The organism is Terrabacter carboxydivorans (assembly GCF_039532035.1).
GTDB classification, from domain to species: Bacteria; Actinomycetota; Actinomycetes; order Actinomycetales; family Dermatophilaceae; genus Terrabacter; species Terrabacter carboxydivorans.
Window position 1 is genome coordinate 1 of the sequence record NZ_BAAARE010000008.1, and the last position, 22021, is coordinate 22021.

General features: G+C 71.5%; 23 protein-coding genes. 9 read left to right on the top strand and 14 right to left on the bottom strand.

Annotation, left to right across the window (positions count from 1 at the left end; all coding sequences use genetic code 11):
• Positions 1-118 (top strand): integrase core domain-containing protein (locus ABD297_RS09745; protein WP_344254950.1); only part of this gene is annotated, 118 nt, incomplete at its 5' end.
• 10 nt (positions 119-128) lie between these two features.
• Here ABD297_RS09745 and ABD297_RS09750 read toward each other — a convergent pair.
• Genes ABD297_RS09750 through ABD297_RS09765 form a run of 4 tightly spaced genes read right to left on the bottom strand, consistent with a single transcriptional unit; the run spans position 129 to position 4183 of the window.
• Positions 129-947 carry an ABC transporter permease gene (locus ABD297_RS09750; RefSeq protein ID WP_344254723.1) on the bottom strand — a complete coding sequence of 273 codons (819 nt, stop codon included), beginning with the start codon at positions 945-947 and terminating at the stop codon, positions 129-131.
• A 37-nt stretch (positions 948-984) separates the two neighbouring features.
• Positions 985-1797, bottom strand: a complete 813-nt coding sequence (locus tag ABD297_RS09755) for an ABC transporter permease (protein ID WP_344254724.1) — start codon at positions 1795-1797, stop codon at positions 985-987.
• Between the two features lie 38 nt (positions 1798-1835).
• The gene (locus ABD297_RS09760) at positions 1836-3059 is read right to left on the bottom strand and encodes an ABC transporter substrate-binding protein (RefSeq protein WP_344254725.1); all 1224 of its coding nucleotides are present in this window, start codon (positions 3057-3059) and stop codon (positions 1836-1838) included.
• An 11-nt stretch (positions 3060-3070) separates the two neighbouring features.
• Positions 3071-4183 (bottom strand): ABC transporter ATP-binding protein, encoded by a 1113-nt coding sequence (locus tag ABD297_RS09765; protein WP_344254726.1) that lies wholly within the window; start codon positions 4181-4183, stop codon positions 3071-3073.
• A gap of 116 nt (positions 4184-4299) precedes the next feature.
• On the opposite strand from ABD297_RS09765, the gene ABD297_RS09770 reads away from it, so the two are divergent.
• On the top strand, positions 4300-5037 hold the full coding sequence (locus ABD297_RS09770; RefSeq protein WP_344254727.1) for a FadR/GntR family transcriptional regulator: 738 nt from the start codon (positions 4300-4302) through the stop codon (positions 5035-5037).
• A 5-nt stretch (positions 5038-5042) separates the two neighbouring features.
• On the top strand, positions 5043-5774 hold the full coding sequence (locus tag ABD297_RS09775; protein ID WP_344254728.1) for a cache domain-containing protein: 732 nt from the start codon (positions 5043-5045) through the stop codon (positions 5772-5774).
• Here the strand turns inward: ABD297_RS09775 and ABD297_RS09780 are convergent.
• Complete coding sequence (locus ABD297_RS09780; protein WP_344254729.1) at positions 5761-6621, bottom strand: hypothetical protein; 861 nt, start codon at positions 6619-6621, stop codon at positions 5761-5763. The genes ABD297_RS09775 and ABD297_RS09780 overlap by 14 nt on opposite strands.
• Before the next feature lie 6 nt (positions 6622-6627).
• Positions 6628-6984: a hypothetical protein gene (locus tag ABD297_RS09785; protein ID WP_344254730.1), complete on the bottom strand. Its 357-nt coding sequence runs from the start codon at positions 6982-6984 to the stop codon at positions 6628-6630.
• 113 nt (positions 6985-7097) lie between these two features.
• On the opposite strand from ABD297_RS09785, the gene ABD297_RS09790 reads away from it, so the two are divergent.
• Entirely contained in the window at positions 7098-7862 is a 765-nt protein-coding gene (locus tag ABD297_RS09790) for a DUF5995 family protein (protein ID WP_344254732.1), read from the top strand.
• 229 nt (positions 7863-8091) lie between these two features.
• Here the strand turns inward: ABD297_RS09790 and ABD297_RS09795 are convergent, their stop codons facing one another.
• On the bottom strand, positions 8092-9321 hold the full coding sequence (locus ABD297_RS09795; protein WP_344254733.1) for an ROK family transcriptional regulator: 1230 nt from the start codon (positions 9319-9321) through the stop codon (positions 8092-8094).
• Between the two features lie 86 nt (positions 9322-9407).
• On the opposite strand from ABD297_RS09795, the gene ABD297_RS09800 reads away from it, so the two are divergent.
• Positions 9408-10709 carry a DUF1479 domain-containing protein gene (locus tag ABD297_RS09800; protein WP_344254734.1) on the top strand — a complete coding sequence of 434 codons (1302 nt, stop codon included), beginning with the start codon at positions 9408-9410 and terminating at the stop codon, positions 10707-10709.
• Positions 10710-10723: 14 nt separating this feature from the next.
• Here ABD297_RS09800 and arsC read toward each other — a convergent pair whose 3' ends face one another.
• A complete protein-coding gene (arsC, locus tag ABD297_RS09805) occupies positions 10724-11083 on the bottom strand; it encodes an arsenate reductase (glutaredoxin) (RefSeq protein ID WP_344254735.1) in 360 nt (119 codons plus the stop codon).
• 695 nt (positions 11084-11778) lie between these two features.
• Complete coding sequence (locus tag ABD297_RS09810; protein ID WP_344254736.1) at positions 11779-12894, bottom strand: fatty acid desaturase family protein; 1116 nt, start codon at positions 12892-12894, stop codon at positions 11779-11781.
• Positions 12895-13346: 452 nt separating this feature from the next.
• Between ABD297_RS09810 and ABD297_RS09815 the strand changes: the two genes are divergently transcribed.
• Positions 13347-14081 carry a GAF and ANTAR domain-containing protein gene (locus tag ABD297_RS09815; RefSeq protein WP_344254737.1) on the top strand — a complete coding sequence of 245 codons (735 nt, stop codon included), beginning with the start codon at positions 13347-13349 and terminating at the stop codon, positions 14079-14081.
• Positions 14082-14127: 46 nt separating this feature from the next.
• Positions 14128-14868 carry a GAF and ANTAR domain-containing protein gene (locus tag ABD297_RS09820; protein WP_344254739.1) on the top strand — a complete coding sequence of 247 codons (741 nt, stop codon included), beginning with the start codon at positions 14128-14130 and terminating at the stop codon, positions 14866-14868.
• A gap of 51 nt (positions 14869-14919) precedes the next feature.
• Here the strand turns inward: ABD297_RS09820 and ABD297_RS09825 are convergent, their stop codons facing one another.
• The 5 genes from ABD297_RS09825 to ABD297_RS09845 all read right to left on the bottom strand — a co-directional run bounded on the left by ABD297_RS09825 (position 14920) and on the right by ABD297_RS09845 (position 18766).
• Complete coding sequence (locus ABD297_RS09825) at positions 14920-15660, bottom strand: GAF and ANTAR domain-containing protein (protein ID WP_344254741.1); 741 nt, start codon at positions 15658-15660, stop codon at positions 14920-14922.
• Between the two features lie 176 nt (positions 15661-15836).
• Positions 15837-16136, bottom strand: coding sequence for a hypothetical protein (locus ABD297_RS09830; RefSeq protein WP_344254742.1), 300 nt, complete (start codon positions 16134-16136; stop codon positions 15837-15839).
• A gap of 87 nt (positions 16137-16223) precedes the next feature.
• Positions 16224-17309, bottom strand: a complete 1086-nt coding sequence (ychF, locus tag ABD297_RS09835; RefSeq protein ID WP_344254743.1) for a redox-regulated ATPase YchF — start codon at positions 17307-17309, stop codon at positions 16224-16226.
• 67 nt (positions 17310-17376) lie between these two features.
• Positions 17377-17916: a histidine phosphatase family protein gene (locus tag ABD297_RS09840; protein WP_344254744.1), complete on the bottom strand. Its 540-nt coding sequence runs from the start codon at positions 17914-17916 to the stop codon at positions 17377-17379.
• Positions 17917-17926: 10 nt separating this feature from the next.
• Positions 17927-18766 (bottom strand): thioesterase family protein, encoded by an 840-nt coding sequence (locus ABD297_RS09845; protein WP_344254745.1) that lies wholly within the window; start codon positions 18764-18766, stop codon positions 17927-17929.
• Between the two features lie 139 nt (positions 18767-18905).
• Between ABD297_RS09845 and ABD297_RS09850 the strand changes: the two genes are divergently transcribed.
• On the top strand, positions 18906-20135 hold the full coding sequence (locus ABD297_RS09850; RefSeq protein WP_344254746.1) for a DNA recombination protein RmuC: 1230 nt from the start codon (positions 18906-18908) through the stop codon (positions 20133-20135).
• Between the two features lie 138 nt (positions 20136-20273).
• Positions 20274-21986 (top strand): substrate-binding domain-containing protein, encoded by a 1713-nt coding sequence (locus ABD297_RS09855; RefSeq protein WP_344254748.1) that lies wholly within the window; start codon positions 20274-20276, stop codon positions 21984-21986.
• The last annotated feature ends 35 nt before the right edge of the window (positions 21987-22021 follow it).

The window sequence follows — 22021 nt, forward strand, 5'->3', positions numbered from 1 at the left end:
CAGCAATGCCGATCGAGCTGCAGCCCTTGCTCCTTGGCTGAAGGAGTACAACACTCGACGACGCCACACCGCGCTCAACGGCCTGCCGCCGATCAGCCGCCTGTCACCAACGTCATGACCGAGTACACCTAGAGGCGGCTCTCGGCGGCGTCGGCGCCGCCGAGCCGCTGTGCCAGCCAGACCGGGATGATCGACAGGGCGATGAGCACGACGGCCACGACGTTGACGACGGGCGCCTGGTTGGGCCGGAAGAGGTTGTCGAAGATCCAGATCGGCAGCGTCTGGCTGTCCGGACCTGCGGTGAACGTCGTCACGACGATCTCGTCGAAGCTGAGCGCGAAGGCCAGGAGCGCCCCGGCGAGCAGGCTCGAGCGCAGCAGCGGGAAGGTGACCCGTCGGAAGGTCGTCCACGGCCGCGCGCCGAGGTCGGCCGACGCCTGCTCGAGCGAGCCGCCGAGGCGACGCAGCCGCGCCGTCACGTTGTTGAAGACGATGACGATGCAGAAGGTCGCGTGGCCCACGATGATCGTGAAGAGGCCGGCGCCGATGCCGAAGACGGGCGTCAGGACGTTCTGGATGACCGACTGCAGGGCGATGCCGGTGACGATGCCGGGAAGCGCGATCGGCAGCACGACGAGGATCGAGACGGCGTGCTTGCCGAAGAAGTCGTAGCGGCTCAGGGCGAGCGCGAGGAGCGTGCCCAGCACGAGGGCGATGGCCGTGGCGCCCAGCCCGGCCTGGACCGAGGTGAGCAGTGCGTCGCGGGGGCCCTGTGCCTGCAGGGCTGCCCGCCACCACTGCGTCGTCAGCCCCGGCGGCGGCCACCCGAAGGTGCGGTCGCTGTTGAACGAGTTGAGCGCCACGACAGCCAGCGGCACGTAGACGAAGGCGAGCACGATCGCGGCATACGCCGTCAGGGCCACCCTGGACCCGCGTCCGAGCCTCATCGGCTCCTCCTCATCGCGGCCCCGGCGCCGTGGGGCCTCACAGGTTGTCGAGCGCGCCCGTGCGCCGCACGGCGAGCAGGTAGAGGACCATGACCACGACCGATGCCGTGCCGAGCGCGGCGGCGAAGGGCAGGTCCAGCGTGATGTTCTGCAGCACCGCCGTGCCGAGCACCTGGAGCTTGCCGCCGACGATCTGCACGGCGATGTAGTCGCCCAGCGACAGCGAGAAGGTGAAGACCGAGCCGGCCGCGATGGCCGGGAGGAGCGCCGGCACGACGACGCGGCGGAAGGTCGTCGCGGGCCGTCCGCCGAGGTCGGCGCTCGCCTCGAGATGGCTCTCGGGCAGGCGCTCGAACGCGGCATAGACCGGCAGCACCATGTAGGGCAGCCACAGGTAGGTCAGGGTCAGCACGACCGCGCCCAGGCCGTAGCCGGGCGTGGCGCCGAAGGTTGCGTCGAGGACCCCGCCGGGCTGGACCATGGTGCGCCACGCGTACGCCTTGACGAGGTAGCTCGCCCAGAGGGGCACGAGCACCCCGGCGAGCAGCAGCCCCCGGATCCGGCGTGGCGCCACCCGCGCCATGAAGAAGGCGAAGGGCACCGCGATGACGACGCACAGCACGGTGACGAGGACGGCGATGAGCAGGGTGCGGCCGATGATGCCGAGGTAGGTCGAGCTGCCGAGCCCGCGGAAGTTCTCGAGCGTGAAGGTGCGCACGACGAGGTTGGTGAACGGGTCGGTCGTCCAGAACGCCGTCGCGAAGATGACGGCCAGCGCGCCGAGGTAGGCGACGACGAGCCACAGCAGGGGTGGGCCCAGCAGGGCTGCCAGCCCTCTGCGGTGTCTCATCGTCGCCTCCTCGGTCGTGGTGGGGTGCGGGTGGTGGGTCAGCTGTTGCGGATCTCGGTCCAGGCCTTGGTCCACGTCGCGTAATCGGTGCACTTGACGTCGGTCCGCCCGTCGAGGCACGCGGCGATGGGCGTGGTCCAGTAGCGGACCTTGGAGAAGTACGCCTCGTCCTCGGCGTGGAACACCTTGCAGTGGTTGGGGTCCGCGGTCTCTGCGCACGCCTTCTTGTTGGCCGGGGCCTCACCGAAGTACTCGGCGATCTGGGCGTTGACCTTGGGCGAGACGATGTGGTCGATGAACTTGTAGGCACAGGTCTTGTGGGTCGACTTCGCGCCGACCATCCACGTGTCGGACCAGCCGGTCGCGCCCTCCTTGGGCAGCACCGCCTCGACCGGGGCCTTCTCGCCCTGCGCGACGTTGGCGATGACCTGCCACGTCGTGCCGATCGTCGTCGAGCCGTTCTTGAAGGCCTGGACCTCCTTGAGGTAGTCCGACCAGTACTCGCTGACGTTGGCCTTCTGGGCCTTGAGCAGGTCGACGGCCGCGGCGAGCTGCTTGTCGTCGAGGGCGTAGGGGTTCTTGATGCCGAGGTCGGGCTTGGCCGTCATGAGGTAGAGCGCGGCGTCGGCGATGTAGATGGGTGAGTCGTATGCCGTCACCTTGCCCTTCTGCGCGCCGGCCTGGTCGAAGACGGCGCCCCACGAGTCGGGGGCGGGCTTGACGAGGTCGGTGCGGTACATCAGCAGGTTGGCCCCTCGGCCGTGCGGGATGCCGTAGGCGACCCCGTTGACCGAGTTCCAGGGCTTCATCTTCAGCGAGTCGAAGATGTCGGCGTAGTTCGGGACGAGCGAGGTGTTGACGGGCTCGACGTCGCCGGCCGCGATGAGGCGCAGGGTCGCGTCGCCGGAGGCGGACACGGTGTCGTACTGACCGGTGCGCATCAGCTGCACGGCCTCGTCGGACGTGCCGAACGTCTTGATGTTGACCTTGCAGCCGGACGACTTCTCGAAGTCGGTGACCCAGTCGACCTTGGGGTCGTTGCTGCCGTTCTCGACGTAGCCGGGCCAGGCGAGGACGTTGACCTCACCCTCGGGGGTGCCCAGCTTGTCGAGGGCCTTGAGGTTCGGGACCTGCATCCCGCCGGGGGCACCGCTGCCGCCCGGCGTGCTGGGGGTGGAGCTGCCGCATCCGGCCAGGGCGAGGACGGCCACTGCCGCGACGGTCCCGACGGTGCCGCGCAGGGACTTCTTTGACGTGCGCACGCCGATCTCCTTCATCTGGTGGGTGACTGCTGTGGTGCTGCGGTGGGCGACGACGCCTCCGGCGTGGGCCGGCCGGGAACGTCGATGACGTGCTCGGGCCGCCAGTGCAGCGAGACCCGGTCGCCGCGGCGCAGGTCCGCGGTGTCGTCCCGGTTGCCGGTGTTCTGCTCGAGGGCAGTGAGCCGGCCGCCGGCGTCGAGGGCCACGACGTAGCGCGTGACGGGGCCGCCGTAGACGACCTCCTCGAGGACGCCCTCTGCGCGTGCGAGCCCGTCGGCGGCGGGTGAGCCGGCCGGCGCGACCACGAGCTTCTCGGGGCGGATGGCGAAGGAGCCGTCACGCCGGTTCACGGCGTGGGCGGCTTCGCCCGTCAGCAGGTTCGAGGTGCCGACGAAGCCCGCGACGAACGCGGAGGCGGGGCTCTCGTAGACCTCGTGGGCCGTACCGACCTGCTCGATGCGACCGGCGTTGAAGACGGCGATCCGGTCGGACAGCGTGAGGGCCTCCTCCTGGTCGTGCGTGACGAACAGGAAGGTGATGCCGACGTCCCGCTGGATGCCCTTGAGCTCGACCTGCATCTGCTCGCGCAGCTTGAGGTCGAGGGCGCCGAGCGGCTCGTCGAGGAGCAGGACGGTCGGACGGTTGACGAGCGCCCGGGCGAGCGCCACGCGTTGGCGCTGGCCGCCCGAGAGCTGGGACGGACGGCGGCTGCCGTGGTCGGCGAGGCGCACCTGCTCGAGGGCCTCGGCAACCCGGACGCGACGCTCGGCCCGCGAGACCTTCTTGACGAGCAGGCCGTACTCGACGTTCTCGGCGACGCTCATGTGCGGGAAGAGCGCATAGTCCTGGAAGACGGTGTTGACGTCGCGGTCGTAGGGCTGGCGACGCGTGACGTCCTGCCCGGCGAGCTCGATGCGGCCGCCGGTGGGCTCCTCGAAGCCGGCGATCATCCGCAGGACCGTCGTCTTGCCCGAGCCCGACGGACCGAGCATCGAGAAGAACTCCCCGGCCCGGACGTCGAGGTCGACGTCGTCGACGGCCACGACGGGCGGGCTCCCCTCGAACTCCTTGCGCAGCGAGGCCAGCCGGATGGCCGGCGTGCCGGTCGCCGTCTCGGCGGACATTCGGACTCCTCTGCGTCGGTGGGTGTTTCCCTCTGGACGGAAAAGGTATGGGTCCATATGTTTACGCGCAAGAGGAATGGCCGAACTGGTGGGAGGCACCGATGGCGGACCGGTCGATGCCGCTCGGTCCCTATGCCGCGGTGTTCGCCCCGCTGCCCGCGGAGGGCCGCGCCGAGGCCGTGCGCCGGCGGCTGGGCGAGGCGATCGCGCTCGGCCTGCTGCCCGACGGGAGCATGCTGCCGCCCGAGAGCGACCTCGCCGACCGCTTCGGGGTCGCCACCGTGACGGTGCGCGAGGCGCTGGGCGCCCTGCGCGACGACGACCTCATCGTCACCCGACGGGGTCGCGGTGGCGGGTCCTTCGTCAAGGCGCCCCGCGACGGGGGACGGGCCGCCCTGCTCGCCCGCCTGTCGCGGGTCGGGCTCGGCGAGCTGCGCGACCTCGCCGACCACTACTGCGCCATCAGCGGCCACTGCGCCGCGCTCGCGGCGGCTCGCGCCGACCCCGACGACGTCGAGCGGCTGCGTCGCCTCGCCGCGCTGCGGCCCGACCCCGGCGAACCGAGCGGCACCCCCCGGCAGGAGGGCACCTTCCACCTCGAGCTCGCCGCGACGGCGCAGTCGGCCCGGCTGACCCGCGAGGAGATGGTGCTCCAGCGCGAGATCGGGCCCGTGCTCTGGCTCGCCGACGCCGAGGCCGTCACCGAGGGACGCCGAGGCCACGACGCCATCGTCGAGGCCATCGCCACCGGCGACGCAGCAGCGGCCCGGGGACGTGCGGAGGATCATGTGACCCAGCTGTTCGACGCGGTGAAGGCCCTGCACCGTGACACCCGATCGCGAAGGACCAGGTGAGCGGCATGACGACCACGACGAACGACACGGACGTCGCGCGGTGGGTCTCGGACTTCGGCCGCTGGGTCTTCGACCAGCTGGACGACATCGCCGCACTGCTGGAGGGACCCCTGTCGGCGACGGCCCCGCGACGGGCCGACCTCTGCATCGAGCAGCGCTGCCACGACCTGCTCACCGACCCCCAGACCCCGGTGGCCGGCGCCGGCGCCGTCCTCGCCCCCGACGTGCTCTCCGACGCCCCCTACTGGCTCGAGTGGTGGACCGTCGAGTCCCGGGGTGGCACCCACGTCGTCACCAAGCTGGCGGCGGAGACCGACCCACGCGCGATCGGGTTCCGTGACTACACCGAGCTGCCTTGGTATGCAAAGCCTTTCGAGACCGGCGACCGGCACGTGACCGGGCCCTACGTCGACTACGTCTGCACCGACCAGTACACCCTGACCTTCACCACGCCGCTCCTCGTCGACGGCTCGTTCTCGGGGGTGGTCGGTGTCGACGTCCTCGTCGCCTGGTTCGAGGAGCACCTCCTCGACGTCATGGAGACCGTCGACCGGACCTGCGTCCTCGTCAACGCCGCCGGACGCGTCGTGACGTCGTCTGACCCGTCGTGGGTCACCGGCGACCTGCTGCGCGGGCTGCCGGTGCAGCACTGGCTGAGAGGGGAGGCGCCCGAGCACCAGGAGTGGGCCGCGACCCCGTGCGAGGGCCTGCCCTTCGTCGTCCTCACCCCTCGCTGAGGCCCCTCTCGAGGGCGGCCATGACACGCCAGAGCCACAGCGACGCCACGAGGGTGGCGATGAAGCCGCCGAGCAGCAGCCAGGTCAGCGGCCGGTCCGGGTAGAGGTCACCCCGCGCCCGCAGCATGCCGACGAGGATGAGCGCGAGCATGACCACCTCGACCTCGACCATGAGCCGCAGGCGCACCCACCTGCGGTCCACGAGGACGACGAGACCGGCGCTGCCGAGGCAGAAGACCGCGCCGACGACGCGGCACGTGAGCGGGGTCAGCAACCAGGGCCACACCGGGATCATGAGCGACGGCAGCACGAACATGACCAGCCCCTGCACGAGCGCCAGACCCGCACCGGTCGCGACGACCACGCGCGCGACCGGACCGACGCACACCTCCTCGGGCCGCGGCGGCGCCGCGACGCGCTGGTTGGCGCCCCACGTCGCCACGACGAGGAACGGCGCCGTGAAGTAGAGCGCTGCCCACAGCCAGAAGGCGAGGTGTCCGTGGTTGAAGCGGTCCCAGTGGATGACCGTGGCGACGCCGAGCAGCGCCGCGAAGAGGGTCACGGAGAGCAGCCCGGCACTCACTCGCGCCCACCGACTCTCGTGGACGACCCTCACGAAGAACCAGCCCCCGCCGAGGTAGGCCGACGCGAGCACCATCGGCGTCAGCTCCGGCCGGATGGTCCAGGCGAAGAGCCTGCCGGTGTCCGCCGGGAAGGCATAGAGGATGGCGAACGCCGTCAGCAGGATCGGCACGAGCACCACCGCGAGGACGCGAGTCGCCGCCAGGATGCGGTCGTCGCGCCGCTCCCCCGCCGGGGGCACCGCGCTGGGGCGGTCCCGTCCCATCGCGGCTCACCCCCTCGCGCGGCTGACCGCGTCGAGCAGCGCGGCGTGCGACGGCACGAGCGCAGGGTCCGGGGAGACGTCACCGGATCGGGCGGCGATCGCACAGAACCTGCGCACGAGGTCGCGGGCGCGACGGGGGTCGTTGTGCGGGAAGGGAGCCCATGCTGGGTTGGCGCGCAGCACGAGTGCGGCGCCACGCACCGTGTCGCGACGGTTCATGCCCAAGCCGGCTGCCACCATCCCGACCGAGACCCTGAGGAAAGCGAGCCACTCGTGCCGGTAGGAGGCCACCCAGGCGTCCGTCTCGCGCTGTCCGACGGCGACCGCGTCGAAGGACCTGGGGCCGTGCGTGCGTGCTCTCATCCGGCCTCCTCGACCAGGAGCGCCCCCTGCGCTGCGGCGTCCGGATTCCCCTGACGCCGTGCGACTCTCGCTCCAGAATAGGTGCGAGGGACGGCATGCGTGAGGAGATCGCGATGACCGGCACCGCGGACGGGCGGACGATCGCCGACGTCGTCGAACGGATGGCGTCGACCCTCGACAGGATGCCCGCGGAGCCGGCCTCCCGGCGCGCCTTCCTCGCCACCTACCAGCGCACGACCCTGGCCGTCGGGGACGCCGTCGCGTCCGGCTCCTTCGAGGACCCGGCCTGGGTGGAGGTGTGGGACGTCGTCTTCGCCGACCTCTACCTCGACGCCCTCGAGGCCCACCTGGGCGGCGACGCGCGCCGTCCGGCGCCACGGCCGTGGCGCCTCGCGTTCGAGGCTCCGCCGGACCTGCCGCCCCTGCGTCAGGTGCTGCTCGGCATCAACGCCCACGTCAACTACGACCTGCCCCAGGCCCTGCTCGGGGTCATCAGCGACGCCGACTTCGGCGACCCCGTGCTGCTGGCCCGACGGCGCCGCGACCACGAGCGGATCGACGCCGTGCTGTCGGGGCGCGTCGCGGCCGAGGACGACGAGCTCAGCGCCCAGGGTGCCAAGAGCGTGCTCGACCGGCTCCTGACGCCGCTCAACCGTGCGGCCTCGACGCGCTTCCTGCGCGAGGCCCGGGCCAAGGTGTGGCACAACACCATGGAGCTCCAGCGTGCACGCGTCGCGGGACCGCAGGCGTATGCCGTGCGCCTCGCCGAGCTCGAGGTGCTCAGTGCCGCTCGCATCGCCGACCTGCTCGCGCCCGGCCAGGTGCTGCTCAGGCTCGCGGTCGCCGGGTTCGGGGTCGTGCTGCCCCCGGAGGGCTGACGCGGGCCACCGTCGGACGGTGGCCGGACACCCGGACACAGGAGAGGCGCCACTCGCTCGGGGGTCCGAGTGGCGCCTCTTCTATCCCCACCATCGCCCGGGCGGCGGAGGGCGTTACACAGCGCGACAGTTTTTTTCGGCGACTTCCTGCGAGATTCTTTCGGCGACTCCTGGCGGGGGCTTCGGACGCTCGGACCGGCGGAGCGACGGGTGCGCCGACCGGCTCGCCCTAGGGCCGGTCCGGGCCGCGAACCGCCGCGACGACGAGCTCACGCAGCTGCTCGAGCGCAGCCGCACGCGCGCCGGACAGCTGCGGCTCCTCGCCGACGGCCGCGGACACCACGGCGACCGGCCGAGGGAGGCCGGCGGACCGGCGGCGCAGCTCCTCGACGACGGCCTCGTCGCAGCCCCAGCCGCCCCCGACGACGACCAGCTCGGGGTCGGCGAGCGCGGTGACCGCCTCCAGAACGCCGGAGACTGCGGCCCCGAGCGCGCCGAGCGTCGCGTCGCCGCTCCGCGCGGCCGCCACCCGCTGCCGGAGCCGCTCGACGTCGATCGCCGTGGACCCATGACGCCGCAGGCCCAGCTCCGCGAAGACCTCCGTCAACCGCACCGCCCGACCGTCGGGGCCCTCGGTGACGAGGTGGGCGATCTCGCCGGCGAGCCCGGAGTGCCCGCGACGCACCTCGCCGTCGGAGACGACCGCGCAGCCGAGCCCCTCGTCGAGGTAGAGGTAGGCGAAGTCCGCAGAACCGCCTGCCGCGCCGTCGCCTCCGGCGGCCTGCTCTGCGCGCGCAGCCCAGTTCACGTCGTTGTCCACGAGCACCGGCCCCTCGACCGCGCCCGCCAGGAGGGAGCGCGGGTCGAGGTCGCCGACGAGGAACGGGGCGTCGGGCAGGTGCACGAGGCGACCGGTGTCGCGGTCGACGGGGTCGGCCGCACTCACGACGGCCACGCGCAGTCGTCGCACGGCACCCCGGGAAGGCGTCGTGTCCGACGCGCTCGACGTGCGCGACGTGCCCGACGTGCCCGACGTGCCCGACGTCGTCCCGGACGCCTGCACACGCTCGAGCGCGGCCTCGAGGGCCCGCGTCACGGCATACGCCCCCGCCCCGCGGTCGAGCGGGACCACGCTCGAGGTCCCGACGTCACCGAACGGGTCGATCGACTCCACGGTGACACCGCGTGGCGTGATGCTCACGACGAGCGCGGCGCCGCAGTCCGGCGAGAGGGAGTAGTAGGTGCCGGACCGTCCCCGTCCGGTGCTGCGCTCGCCCGTGTCGACGAGGAGGCCGAGGTCGACGAGCCGGCGCACGCCCTCGGAGATCGTCGGTTTGGAGATGCTCGTCGCGGCGGCGATCTCGGCCCGGGTCAGGCGGCGACGGTCCATGAGTGCCCGCAGCACGTGCTCCTCGGTGAGAGCGCGCAACAGCTCCAGGCTCGGCTTGGCGGACGACATGCCGCCATCTTAGTTAGGACTGTTGCCCAAATGCCGCAGGCGCGCTAGCGTCCCCTTGGTAAGGACTCCTGACCAAAGGACACGCCATGACGACGACGCCCGCCCGAACGACCGCCGGCACCGCACCGGCGCTCCCGCACTGGGAGAGCACCCCCGAGGACCTCCCCGGCGCCATCCGCGAGGTGAAGGCCGCGATCCGCCGCCGCATCGAGGCCTCGGGCCGCACGGTCGACGAGGTCTTCGCTGTCATTGAGTCCCGGGTCCGCGAGCGCGTCGCCGAGATCCACGCCGACCGCGACCGCGGCGAGAGCGTCTGGCCCGTCATCGACTACGCCGACATCGAGAACGGCACCGTCACCGCCGAGCAGCTCGCCAAGCTGCGCCGTCGCGGCTGCCTCGTCGTGCGCGGCCACTTCCCCCGCGAGCAGGCGCTCGCCTGGGACGCCGGCATCGTCGACTACGTCGAGGGCAACGGGTTCTTCGAGAGCTACCGCGGTCCCGGCGACGACTTCTTCGGCAGCGTCGGGTCCAAGCCCGAGATCTACCCGATCTACTGGTCCCCCGCCCAGATGGAAGCGCGCCAGAGCGAGCGGATGGCCACGGTCCAGTCGCTGCTCAACGCCCAGTGGAGGCACGAGTCCGATGGCGTCACGTGGTTCGACCCCGAGCGCGACTCGCTCTACCCCGACCGCATCCGTCGCCGCCCGCCGGGCGCGGACTCGAACGGCCTCGGCGCGCACTGCGACCCGGGCACCCTCGACCTCTGGATGACGGAGAGCTACCAGCGGGCCTTCCGGCACCTCTTCGACGGCAGCGTCGAGGACTACGACCCGTGGGACGCCGCCCACCGCACCGCCGGTCCGCAGTACCCCGGCACGACGATGTGCTCGGCCTTCCGCACCTTCCAGGGCTGGACCGCCCTGTCCGACATGGCCCACGACCAGGGCGTGCTGCACACCGTGCCGATCCCCGAGGCGATGGCCTACCTCATGCTGCGCCCTCTGCTCGACGACGTCCCCGACGACGACATGTGCGGCGTCACGACCAACCAGGTCTTCCCCGCCTCCGAGCGCTGGCACCCCCTGCTCCTCGAGGCCCTGAGCGGCATCCCCGACGTGCAGGCAGGCGACTCCGTCTGGTGGCACTGCGACATGATCCACAGCGTCGCCCCCGTCCAAGACCAGCAGGGCTGGGGCAACGTCATGTACATCCCCGCGGCCCCCTGGTGCGAGCGCAACGAGAGGTATGCCGTGAGCGTCCGTCAGGCGTTCCTCAGCGGTTCCAGCCCGAGCGACTTCCCCGAGGAGCACTACGAGCGCACGTGGCCCGACCGCTTCGCCGCGGACGGGCTCAACACGACGGGACGCCGCGGCCTCGGGCTCGAGTGACGGGCGGCCGCCCGTCACTCGGCCAGGAAGGCGGCGACGCGCTCCTTCGGGCGGCCGATGACCGCTCGGTCGCCCCGCACCACCACCGGTCGCTGCAGGAGCCGGGGGTGCTCGGCGAGCACGGCGAGCACCTGGTCCCGGGTGCGCACGTCGGCCTCGTCCAGGCCGAGCTCGCGGAAGTGCGCGTCACGCCGGACGAGGTCGGTCGGTGCGTCCTCGAGCTTGTCGAGCAGCGCGCCCAGAGCCGCCGCGTCCAGCGGCTCGCGGAGGTAGTCGACGACATCGGCCTGCACGTGCGCCTCGGCGATGCGCTCCATGGCGGCCCGCGAGGTCGAGCAGCGGTTGTTGTGCAGGATCGTCACGTCGTCACTCATGCCGAGGACCCTAGCGGCGGCCCGTGAGCCTTCAGCCCGCCCAGGGCGGCGCTGTGTCGCCGCGCGCACAGACGCGGCCGCCGGCGCAGCCCATCCTCGAGGCATGAACACCTCGACAGGCACCTCGACCCCACACGACGACGAGCCGGACGAGCCGGAAGCGCAGGACGAGCCGCCTGCACCTGTCCTGCCGGATCCTCGGCCACAGCTACCGGCGCACTCCGGGCGGCCCCGAGGTCCTCACCTGCGTCGGCTGCGGCAACCGCGAGCTGTTCGTGGTCAAGCAGATGCGCAACGCCGCGCAGCAGCTCCCCGTTCTGAGCGGGCCTTGACCGGGCAGTATCGCGCCATCGTGCCGCACCGTCGGCACGCTCAGTCCTGCCAGTGTTCCTCGCTCCGGCGGGTCGCGAGCAGTGCTGCAGTCTCTGCAGCGGGGGTGAACTCGCATGAGCCCGCGTGGCCGCGTCGCATGACACACATCGCCCCGGTGGCTAGATGCACCTGAGCGCACGCCCCGTGCCGCGCGGCGCTCTCGTCGACGGAGGGATTGTGGATCTCGGTCACGTTGTCGGCGCCGCGCTCAGAGGCTGCGTCGGAGTGGGCCTGGGCGTCCATCGATGATCCAGCTAACTCCTCTCGCAGGCGAGAGGGCATGCGCCCCGAAGTGAGGCTGGAGCTCACACTAGCGGCACCGCCTACCGAGGATCGATCGAGCGGCGTTGTGCCACGAGGGGGCAGAGGAAAGGGTCGTTGCCGGCGAGGCCGACCCGGTTGAGGTGGCGGACGACGTCCCGGAACGCCGTGGGCAGGCTGGTCTGCGTGTAGGGGATCCCCTGGGCCGCGCAGTAGGCCGCCACCACGGGCGCGATCGTGCGCAAGTGGGGTCGGGCGATGGAGGGGAACAGGTGGTGCTCGATCTGGTGGTTCAAGCCACCCATCAGGACCGAGACCGCGCGCCCGCCCGTGATGTTGCGACTGACGAGGACCTGACGGCGGAGGAAGTCCAGCCTGAGCGTCGCCGGGACCAGCGGCATCCCGATGTGGTTGGGCGCGAAGGCGCACCCGAGGTACAGCCCGAACACGGCGATCTGGACGGTCAGGAACAGGGCGGCCTTGCCTGGCGGGAGGACCGCGAAGACCAGCGCAGCGAAGCCGCCCAGACGCACCATCAGCAACCCGACCTCGACCCACCGGCGAGGAACGTCGGAGCGCGACACGACCCCGCGGATACCGTCCCAGTGCAGGGAGAACCCTTCGAGCAGGGTGAGGGGGAAGAAGTACCACCCCTGGTGGGTGACGAGCCAACGCAGGACTGCGCCGCGAGGGTTGGTGGGCGGTTCGGGCGTGAGCACGATGGCTCCTGGCGCGATGTCGGGGTCAGCGCCGTGCTTGTTCGGGTTGGCATGGTGGCGGTTGTGCTTGGCGCGCCACCACCCGTAGCTGATGCCGACGAGCAGGTTCGCCAGGACCAGGCTGGCCCAGTCGTTCCACCCCGCCGAGCGGAAGATCTGCCGGTGTGCCGCGTCATGCCCCAGGAACGCGATCTGCGTCATGAGGACGGCGAGCACGATTGCCATGCCCAGCTGCCACCAGCTGTCACCCAGCCAGATGAATCCGGCAACCCACGCCGCGACCGCGGCCACCGCGCCGACGAGCCTCGTCCAGTAGTAGCCGTACCGGCGACGCAGCAACCCGAGCACCTGGGCCTGTCGCATGAGGGCGGTGAAGTCGCTGGTGGACGAGCCCGGGGGGCTCGCGGGCGCTGTCGCCGCGGGGTCGTCGGCCGCAACGGCCTCGCTGCCACGTCGCATGGTTCGAAGGGACGAGAGTGATCTCGGGGTTGCTGACATCGGCGGGTTCCGCTCTTCGGAGGTCGAGGGACCAGGCGCAACGGTGCCCATCGCGGACACGCGCTGCCCGTGGGCGCCGGGCGCACAGCCCGACAAGGCGGTTCCTCCGCGAGGGTTGGGCCCCCGGGAGGTCGGTACGCCGGTTGCCGTGGGTGGAAGGCACGCCCACCGAACCAGCGCCATGTGGCGGGACCGGGGTCCAGGGGCACGCCTGCAGGGAACACTCCAGTACTGCATACCCATTCGGTGCTCCGGCGACATTGTCGGCACCTGCGCGGACGACGCACTCCGGATCGGCGCAACCGGGTCGGTCGGGGTGGCGCGCCATACACTCGTGGCATCAACGAGCAGCGATCTCGCAGGAGCAGACTCAGCGCCATGCATGAGCGTGTCGGATGTTCAGGCTCACGCAGGTGAGCAGAGCCCTCGATCGCTTCCACCACGTCGTGAGCCTCGTCGACGCCGAGTCCCCGCGGGGCGGTGACGGCCCTCTCGCCGAAAGGCTCGACCGGATCTGCCGGGTCGCCGTCCGGCTCCTGCCCGCCGACGGGGCAGGCATCACGATGACGGACAGGAACGCGCATCCCCTTGGCACGGCCGCCGCCTCCAGCCCGCTCTTCCGCCGCCTCGAGGACATCCAGTTCACCTTGGGCGAGGGACCGTGCGTCGAAGCGTCCGCGGCGCGCAGTCCGGCCATCGAGGAAGACGTGGGACGCACCGGTACCCGACGCTGGCCCGCCTTCGCGGCAGCCGCTCTGGAGGAGGGCGTGAACGCCGCCTTCGCCTTTCCCGTCCACGTGGGCGCGGCGCGACTGGGAGTCCTGGACCTCTACCGGTACCGAGCAGGGCCCCTCACGCCCGAGTCGTTGCGAGACGCGCTGTGCTTGGCACGCGTCTGCCTGACCACCATGCTGCAGCAGTCGGTGCACGGCCCGGTCGGAGATGCCGCCGACGGAATGGGTGACGCCTTCCCGCTCAGCTCGGAGGTCTACCAGGCCCAGGGTGTCGTGATGGTGCAGCTCGAGGTTCCCCTGGCAGAGGCGATGGTCCGACTCCGTGCGCACGCCTACGCCAGCGGTCAGCCCATCATCGACGTCGCCCGAGGGATCCTCGACGGTAGGATTGTCTTCACCCGGGAGGACGTGTGACCACGACCATGCCCTGCGGCAGCGCCCGGGTCGACGGGAGACGAGCATGAGTGCCATTTCCGCGGAGCGTCTGGCAGAGACCTTCGTCCATGTCGCCGACACCCTTGTCGACGACTTCGACCTGATCGACTTCCTCACCGTGGTCACGGAGCGTGCAGCCGAGCTGGCCGGTTCCTCGGCATCGGGCCTGCTGTTGAGCGACGAGAACGCGCACCTGCAGTTCATGGCTGCATCGACGGAGTCGGCCCGGATCGTCGAGCTGTTCCAGGTGCAGCGGCTCGAAGGCCCGTGTCAGGACTGCTTCCGCGAGGGTCGCGCCGTCCGTGAAGCCGAGCTCGAGAAGGCAGCGGCCCGGTGGCCGCAGTTCGCCCCACTGGCCGTCAGCGCGGGCTTCCATTCGGTGCATGCGTTTCCCATGCGCCACCAGCAGACCGTCATCGGCGCGCTCAACCTCTTCGACACCGATCCCCGGGTCTTCTCCGACGCCGATGCCCACCTGTTGCAGGCCCTGGCCGACGTGGCCACCATCGGGCTCCTCCAAGAACGGACCATCAGGCACGGCGAGCTGCTCACCGAGCAGTTGCAGCGGGCCTTGAACAGCCGCATCACCATCGAGCAGGCGAAGGGCGCCCTCTCGCAGCTGCACGCCGTCACACCGGACACTGCTTTCGAGATGCTTCGTGCCTACAGCCGGCGCCACCACTACCGACTCACCGATGTGGCGGACGCGGTCCTCCACGACCGAGCCAGCCACCCGGAGCTGACGGCCGCCACGCGGTCGCGCTGACGGGAGCCCTGCGGCTTCGACCGTCCACGGGGGAAGCCGGTCCCCGGAGGCTCACTGCCTCAGGTGTCCTGTCTGAGCGAGATCTTCCGCGACGTCGAAGAGCTTCCGGTTCTGGTCCCGGCTGACTCGAACCAGGACGTTGAACGCCTGATCAGCCGTGATCGTGAAGCGCTCCATGAGAATGCCCTTGGCCTGCCCGATCAGGTCGCGCCGTGCGAGAGCGATGTTGAGGTGGTGCACCTTGTCGGCGCCGGCGAAGGCAACCGCCGCGTGGCTGGCGAAGAGCAGGCCGACGTGTTCCGACTCGTCGGTGAAGCTGTCGGGGGTGTAGCTGTAGAGGTTGAGCGCGCCGAGGTTGTCGTTCTCCACCCACAGCTGGATCGACAACATGCTCGCTGCGCCGAGCGCCGAGGCCCGGGCAGCGAACTTCGGCCAGCGCTCCTCGCTGGCCATATCAGGCACGCGCACCGTCTCGTGCTCGTAGGCCGCGTCGAGGCAGGGTCCCTGACCGGTCTCCGTCTGCACGGCGTCCACCCTCTCGGGCAGCCGCCCCGAGGGATGCTGCGAGCTGACGTCGCGCCGTCCCGTGGTGACGCTGATCGAGGCCTCGTCCACACCGGGGATCAACGCGACGGCCGCCCTGACGATCTCATCGAGCATCAGGCCCGTGTCGGTCTCGGCCTGTGCTCGCCGGGCGAACTCACTGAGAAGACGCGCCAACTGGTCGCCGGCGGCCGTGCCGGTGTCCGCGGGGGACGGAAGTCCGCGCGCGGCGTCGACTTGAGGGGCCATGGCCGGAGACTAGGCCATCAAGGGGCGAGCGCCCACCGGCGCGGCGGTCGCTCTGGGCACTTCATCCTCCGTCGCGGGCCACGGGCCTGCGCTGGCATCGACGCGGGCGGCATGAAAGCCGCCGACCGACTCGATGGTTCCGGTGCACCGGGACAGCGTTCAACGTCTCGCTCATCTCACCCGACCCTGCGCCTGCCTACCTCCGGTCGGCTTCCTGCCAGCTGACCGCCGACTGGGGCGTCACACCACGGCCGCCCTCTGCCTCTCCTCGGCAGCCGCAGGGCAGCGTCGACCTGTTCTGACGTGAGGTGATCGGCGCGGTCTGCGACGGTGGCGATCACGTCCAGGAGGAGCTCGATCTCCTCCCGCAGCGCTTCGTCCTCCAGCGAGACCGGCCGGATGGGTTCGAGGGGAGTGTGGTTCGTCCCCTGGCTCGGGTCGCGACCAGCGCCGCGCGTGACGAGGGAGTTGAACATCAGTGCCTCCAGGCTGCCGGCAGGTGTCAGGTGCCGGGGTCCGGGGCTACCGCTTCCAGAGTAAGGCCAGATGTGACGCAGCGGGACTCAGACGTTGAAGCGGAACTCCACGACGTCGCCGTCGGCCATGACGTAGTCCTTGCCCTCGATGCGCACCTTGCCGGCCGCCTTGGCGGCGTTCATGTTCCCCGCTGCGACGAGGTCGTCGAACGAGACGACCTCGGCCTTGATGAATCCGCGCTGGAAGTCCGTGTGGATGACGCCGGCGGCCATCGGGGCGGTCCAGCCCTTGCCGATGGTCCAGGCGCGCGACTCCTTGGGCCCGGCCGTGAGGTACGTCTGCAGGCCGAGCGTGTGGAAGCCGGTGCGGGCGAGCTGGTCGAGGCCCGACTCCTCGGCGCCGAAGCTCTGGAGCAGCTCGAGCGCCTCGTCGGGCTCCATCTCCATGAGGTCCATCTCGAGCTTGGCGTTGAGGAAGACCGCGTCGGCCGGGGCCGCGAGCTCGCGCAGCGACGCCTGGAGCTCGGTGTCGGCGAGCTGGTCCTCGTCGAGGTTGAAGACGTAGATGAAGGGCTTGGTCGTCAGCAGGCCGAGCTGCTTGGCCTCGGCCAGGTCGATCCCGGCCGCCGGCCCCGCGGCATACAGCGTGTGGCCCTGCTCGAGCACCTTCTGCGCGGCGAGCGCCAGGTCGACCGCGGCCTTCTTCTCCTTGTTGACCCGAGCCTCCTTCACGAGGCGGGGCACGGCCTTCTCGAGGGTCTGGAGGTCGGCGAGGATGAGCTCGGTGTGGATCGTCTCGATGTCGCTCGCCGGGCTGACCTTGCCGTCGACGTGCACGACGTCGCCGTCCTCGAACGCACGCACGACCTGGCAGATCGCGTCGGCCTCGCGGATGTTGGCGAGGAACTTGTTACCGAGCCCCTCCCCCTCCGAGGCGCCGCGCACGATGCCGGCGATGTCGACGAAGCTCACGGTGGCCGGGAGGATCTTCTCGGACCCGAAGATCTCGGCGAGTGCGCCGAGCCGCGAGTCGGGCAGCGGGACCACGCCGACGTTGGGCTCGATCGTCGCGAACGGGTAGTTCGCGGCGAGCACGTTGTTCTTGGTCAGCGCGTTGAAGAGCGTCGACTTGCCGACGTTGGGGAGACCGACGATTCCGATGGTGAGTGCCACGAGGACAAGAGTTTAGTGGCGATCGGGCGGCCTGCCGACCACGAGGGCGTATGCCGTCCCGCGCGGGTCACGTCAGCGTCCACTCCCAGCCGGGCTGCCAGGCGAACGGCGCCGTGACGAGGTGCTCGAGGGGCGTGCCGTCGAGAAGGTGCTGCAGGGCCCAGCGGTTGGCGGAGTGGGCGATGACGAGGACGCGCTCACCGTCGTGGTCGCGGCGCAGGTCGGCCAGGAAGCCGGCCGTCGCGTCGACGACGTCGCGATAGCTCTGGCCGCCACCCGGGAACGGCACGTCGACGTGGCCCCGCCGCACCCGTTCGAGCTCGGTCACGGGTCCGCCGTTCAGCGTGCCGTAGTCGCACTCGCGCAGGCGCGCGTCGACGTGCAGCGGCACCCCGCTCCCGGCATACGCGAGGTCGGCTGTCTCGACGGCGCGGGCGAGGTCGGAGGACCAGACGGCCGCGAACCCTGCAGCCGGCCGTCGCTGCCCGAGCTCGACGGCGAGCCGGCGCCTCTGCTCGGAGAGCCGCCCCGGCAGCCAGCCGGTGGCGATGCCGGCCTCGTTGTCCTCGGTGACCGAGTGGGTCTCGTAGACGAGCCGGACACCCATGTGGGGCGCCTCAGCGCGGCAGCCGCACGCCGCAGAGCTGGCGCGACTGGGCCACGAGGTTGCCGGCGGAGTCCCAGATCGTGGCGTCCTCCTCCATCATGCCGCCGCCGAGCGTGTCGCTGCCGAGCGAGACCTGAAGCCAGCCGGGCGCGGGCCGGCGCCGCACGTGACCGGTGAACTCGAGCGTGGGCGTCCACCCGAAGAGGCCGAGGTCGAAGGCCACCGGTGGCAGCGCGTCGAGCGCCATCATCAGCATCGTGGTGTCGGGCTCGCGGCCGTCGCGCAGACGCAGCCAGCCGCGCATGACGCCCTGCATCGAGGGCCGGCCCATCGCCCAGCCGGCCGTGGCCGGGTCGAGGCGCAGGTCGAGGCGCTCGAGGAACTTGGCGTTGGCGAGGAAGTCGGGCGGTGCCTGCTCGGCCGACACGCACTGCTCGGGTGGCGGCATGTCGGGCGGGGACGCCTGGCGCTGCACCTCGAGGCCGGCGAGGTCCCCGAAGGAGCCGATGGCCCGCATGCGCTCGACCGGCTTCCCGTCGTCACCCGTCTGGTGGATCGTCATCTGGCCGGTGGAGAGCCTGCGACCGCAGCGCATCACCTCCGTGGTCACGGTGAACGGCCCGGGCTGGGAGGCGGTCATGAAGTAGGCCGAGAGCACCACCGGGTCGACGTGCTCGGTCGTCTCGGTCGGGTCGGCGGCGAGGTGCGCGCCCAGCGCCTGCAACGCCGTCGTCATCACGAGCCCACCGTTGACGGCGTTGCCGATCATCCACTCCTCGTGGAAGGTCCCGTGCCGCCGGCTGGGGTCGTCGCCGGCCTCGAGCCGAATCGCGTCGTCGTACTCACTCACGGGACAGGTCTAACAGACCTCGCCGACGTCGCAGGCAACCCGTGCGTATGCCGTGGGCCACGTCGGCGCCTCGGGGGCAGTCTCGCTCCGCCGGGTGTCGGGGACCGGTCCTGTCGGCGGCGTCTGGGACGGTGCTGCCATGGACCTCACCGCTCTGCTCGTCGGGCTCGTCATCGGTGCACTGGTCGGCGGCCTGCTCGCATGGCTGTCGGCCCGCTCGACCCTGCTCGCCCGTTCCGCGGGGGCCGAGGCCGAGCGCGACGTCCTGCGCGAGCGGGTGGCCGACCTCGAGGCCGCCCGCGATGTCGACGACACGACCGCCGCCCTGCTCACTCCTTTGCGCGACACCATCGGGCGGGTCGAGCGACAGGTCGGGGCGCTCGAGCGCGACCGGTCGCTGCAGTTCGGCCAGCTCGGGGAGCGGCTCACCGAGGTCAGCCGCTCCACCGAGTCGCTGCGCTCCGAGACCGCAACCCTGGCGACGGCGCTCAACGCCTCGACCATCCGCGGCGCGTGGGGCGAGGTCCAGCTGCGCCGGGTGCTCGAGCTCTCCGGCCTGCTCGCACGCTGCGACTTCGACGAGCAGGTCACGAGCGTCAGCCGACACGGGGCCACCGTGCGGCCCGACGCCGTCGTCAACCTGCCCGGCGCACGCCACGTCGTCGTCGACTCCAAGGCGCCGATGGCGCACTTCCTGCAGGCGCACAGCGAGACGGTCGACGAGGTCGAGCGCGCCGAGCTGCTCGCCGCCCACGCCACCGCCCTGCGGCGACACGTCGAGGGCCTGGCCGCCAAGGCCTACTGGACCGCCTTCACCCGCTCCCCCGAGGTCGTCATCTGCTTCGTCCCCGGAGAGGCCATCCTCGCCACCGCGCTCGCCGACGACCCCGGCCTCTACGAGCACGCCCTCTCGCGCAAGGTCGTCCTCGCCTCCCCCGGCACCCTGTTCGCGGTGCTGCGCACCATCGGGGCCATCTGGCAGCAGAACGCGCTGGAGCAGAACGCCCGTGAGCTGCTCGCCATCGGGCAGGACCTCTACGCCCGTCTCGCCACCCTCGGCGGCCACGTGACGACCATGGGTCAGTCGCTGTCGCGGTCGGTCGAGCAGTACAACAAGTTCGTCGGCACGCTCGAGTCGCGGGTCCTCGTCACGGCCAGGCGGATGCACGAGCTGCACCTGGCGAGCGACGTGCCGCCGTCGCTGACGCCCATCGAGGTCGCGCCGCGCTCGCTCAGCGCGGCCGAGCTGACCGAAGACCTCGGGCGCACGGCTCGCGACGCCGCCTTCCTCGAGCACGTCGCCGGCACCGACGGGCCGGCGAGCCGTGCCGGCGACGAGGGCGACGGCGCCCGGCACCGGTCGGCCTGACCGCGCCACCCTGCGACGCAGGCGGGACGCGTTGCGCCGCAAGGAGTTCCGCCAGCCAGCGCTCACTGTCCGTTTTGTCCGGGTAGTGGACACCTCGTAGGTCGCCGCGCACAATACGCGCGTGGGATCGGGTACATCGTGACCGGGCCGGGGGGCTGGGATCCAGAGGACTCCGACGCGCCGAGGCGTCGCATCGGACCGTACGAGCAGAGCCTGCGCGAGTCGCGCGAGCGTGCCGAGGCGGCCGAGCGCGAGCGTGCCCGCCTGCGCCGGCGGACCCGCGCCCTCGCAGCGGTCGCGACCGTCGTCCTCGTGGGCGGCCTCGGCTACGGCGCCTACCGCTACGTCGGGGCCCGCGACGTCCCGACCGTCGTGCCCACCGTCGCGGCCCAGCCGACCTCGTGCGCCCACCCCACCAAGGTCCGCGTCGCCGTCGCACCCGCCGTCGCCCCGGTCCTCGGCGCGGTCGCTGCGTCCCTGGCCCGACGTCCGGACGCGCCGTGCGCGGCCTTCACCGTGCAGTCCGACGAGCCGTACGCCATCGCCGGGTCGCTGGCCGGGGCCGCACGTCCCGACGCCTGGGTCACGGACTCGCCCGTGTGGCTGGCGCGCGCCCAGGCCGTCTCGGGCACCACCCTCACCCCGGGCCGGCCGTTCGCGTCCACCCCGGTGCTCGTCGCCATGAAGGACGACACGGCCTCGGCCCTCGGCACCCGGCTCGGCTGGGCCGACCTGCTCGGCGCCGCAGGTGGCTCGGCACCCGCGCGCCTCCCCGACCCGAACCGCTCGGCCGTCGCCCGCAGCGTCCTGGGGTCGGTATCGACATCGCTCCCGGCCGCCACGGTGCAGTCGATCGTCGCGGCATCGGCGCCGACGTCCGGCGCCGGCGTGACGCTGGACGGGCTCGCCCGCGCTCGTTCCGGCAGTGCCGTCGTGTCCCAGGCGCAGCTGCTCGCGTGGAACACCGCCCACCCCGACCAGTCGCTCGCGGCCGTCGCCCCGGCGGAGGGCGCGCCCGCTCTCGACTACTCCCTGGTCACCGTCACGACCGATCCCGCGAAGGCACGCCTCGTTGCGGCCCTCGGCACCTACCTCATGTCCGCAGACAGCCAGAAGATGTTGCAGGACAGCGGCTTCCGCACGACTGCCGGCTCTCCCAAGGACCCCTCACCCCTCTACGGAGAGATCCGCGAGGTCGGCCCGGCCGACGAGGCTGCGCTGAACAAGCTCGGGTCGCAGTGGAGCGCCGCGGCCCGCAAGACCCAGACGCTGCTGGCCGTCGACGTCTCCGGCTCCATGCTCGAGCGCACCGACGACGGCAGCCGCCTCGCCGTGGTGCAGCAGGCAACGGTCCGAGCCCTCGCCACGGTCTCCCCGAACGCCATCGCGTCCCTGTGGGTCTACTCGCTCCACGTGGGCAGCCACGCCGACGACTTCCGACAGCTCACCGACTACGCCGGCCTCGGGGATCCCAGGAGCCTCAAGTCCCTCGACACGGCGGTCACGGGACTCGACACCTATGTCGGCGGCGGCAGCGGGCTCTACGACACGCTCGCCGCGACCTACGACAGGGCCAAGTCGGTCTGGCGCCCGGGCTACACCAACACCGTCGTCGTCGTCGCCGACGGGCCCAACGAGGACGACTACGGCCTCAGCCTCGACCTGCTCAAGAAACGGCTCGCCGCCGCGAAGGACCCCCGTCGTCCGGTCACGCTCGTCGTCCTCGGGATCGGCGGACGTGCCGATGCCGCGGCGATGCGACAGGTCGTGGCCGTCACCGGCGGCCAGTACGTCGCCACCGAGAGCTACCAGGACCTGCAACCGGCGCTGACCCAGGCGCTCGGGGGCTGACCCGCTCGCCGGACCCGACGGCCCGGCGCCCGGAC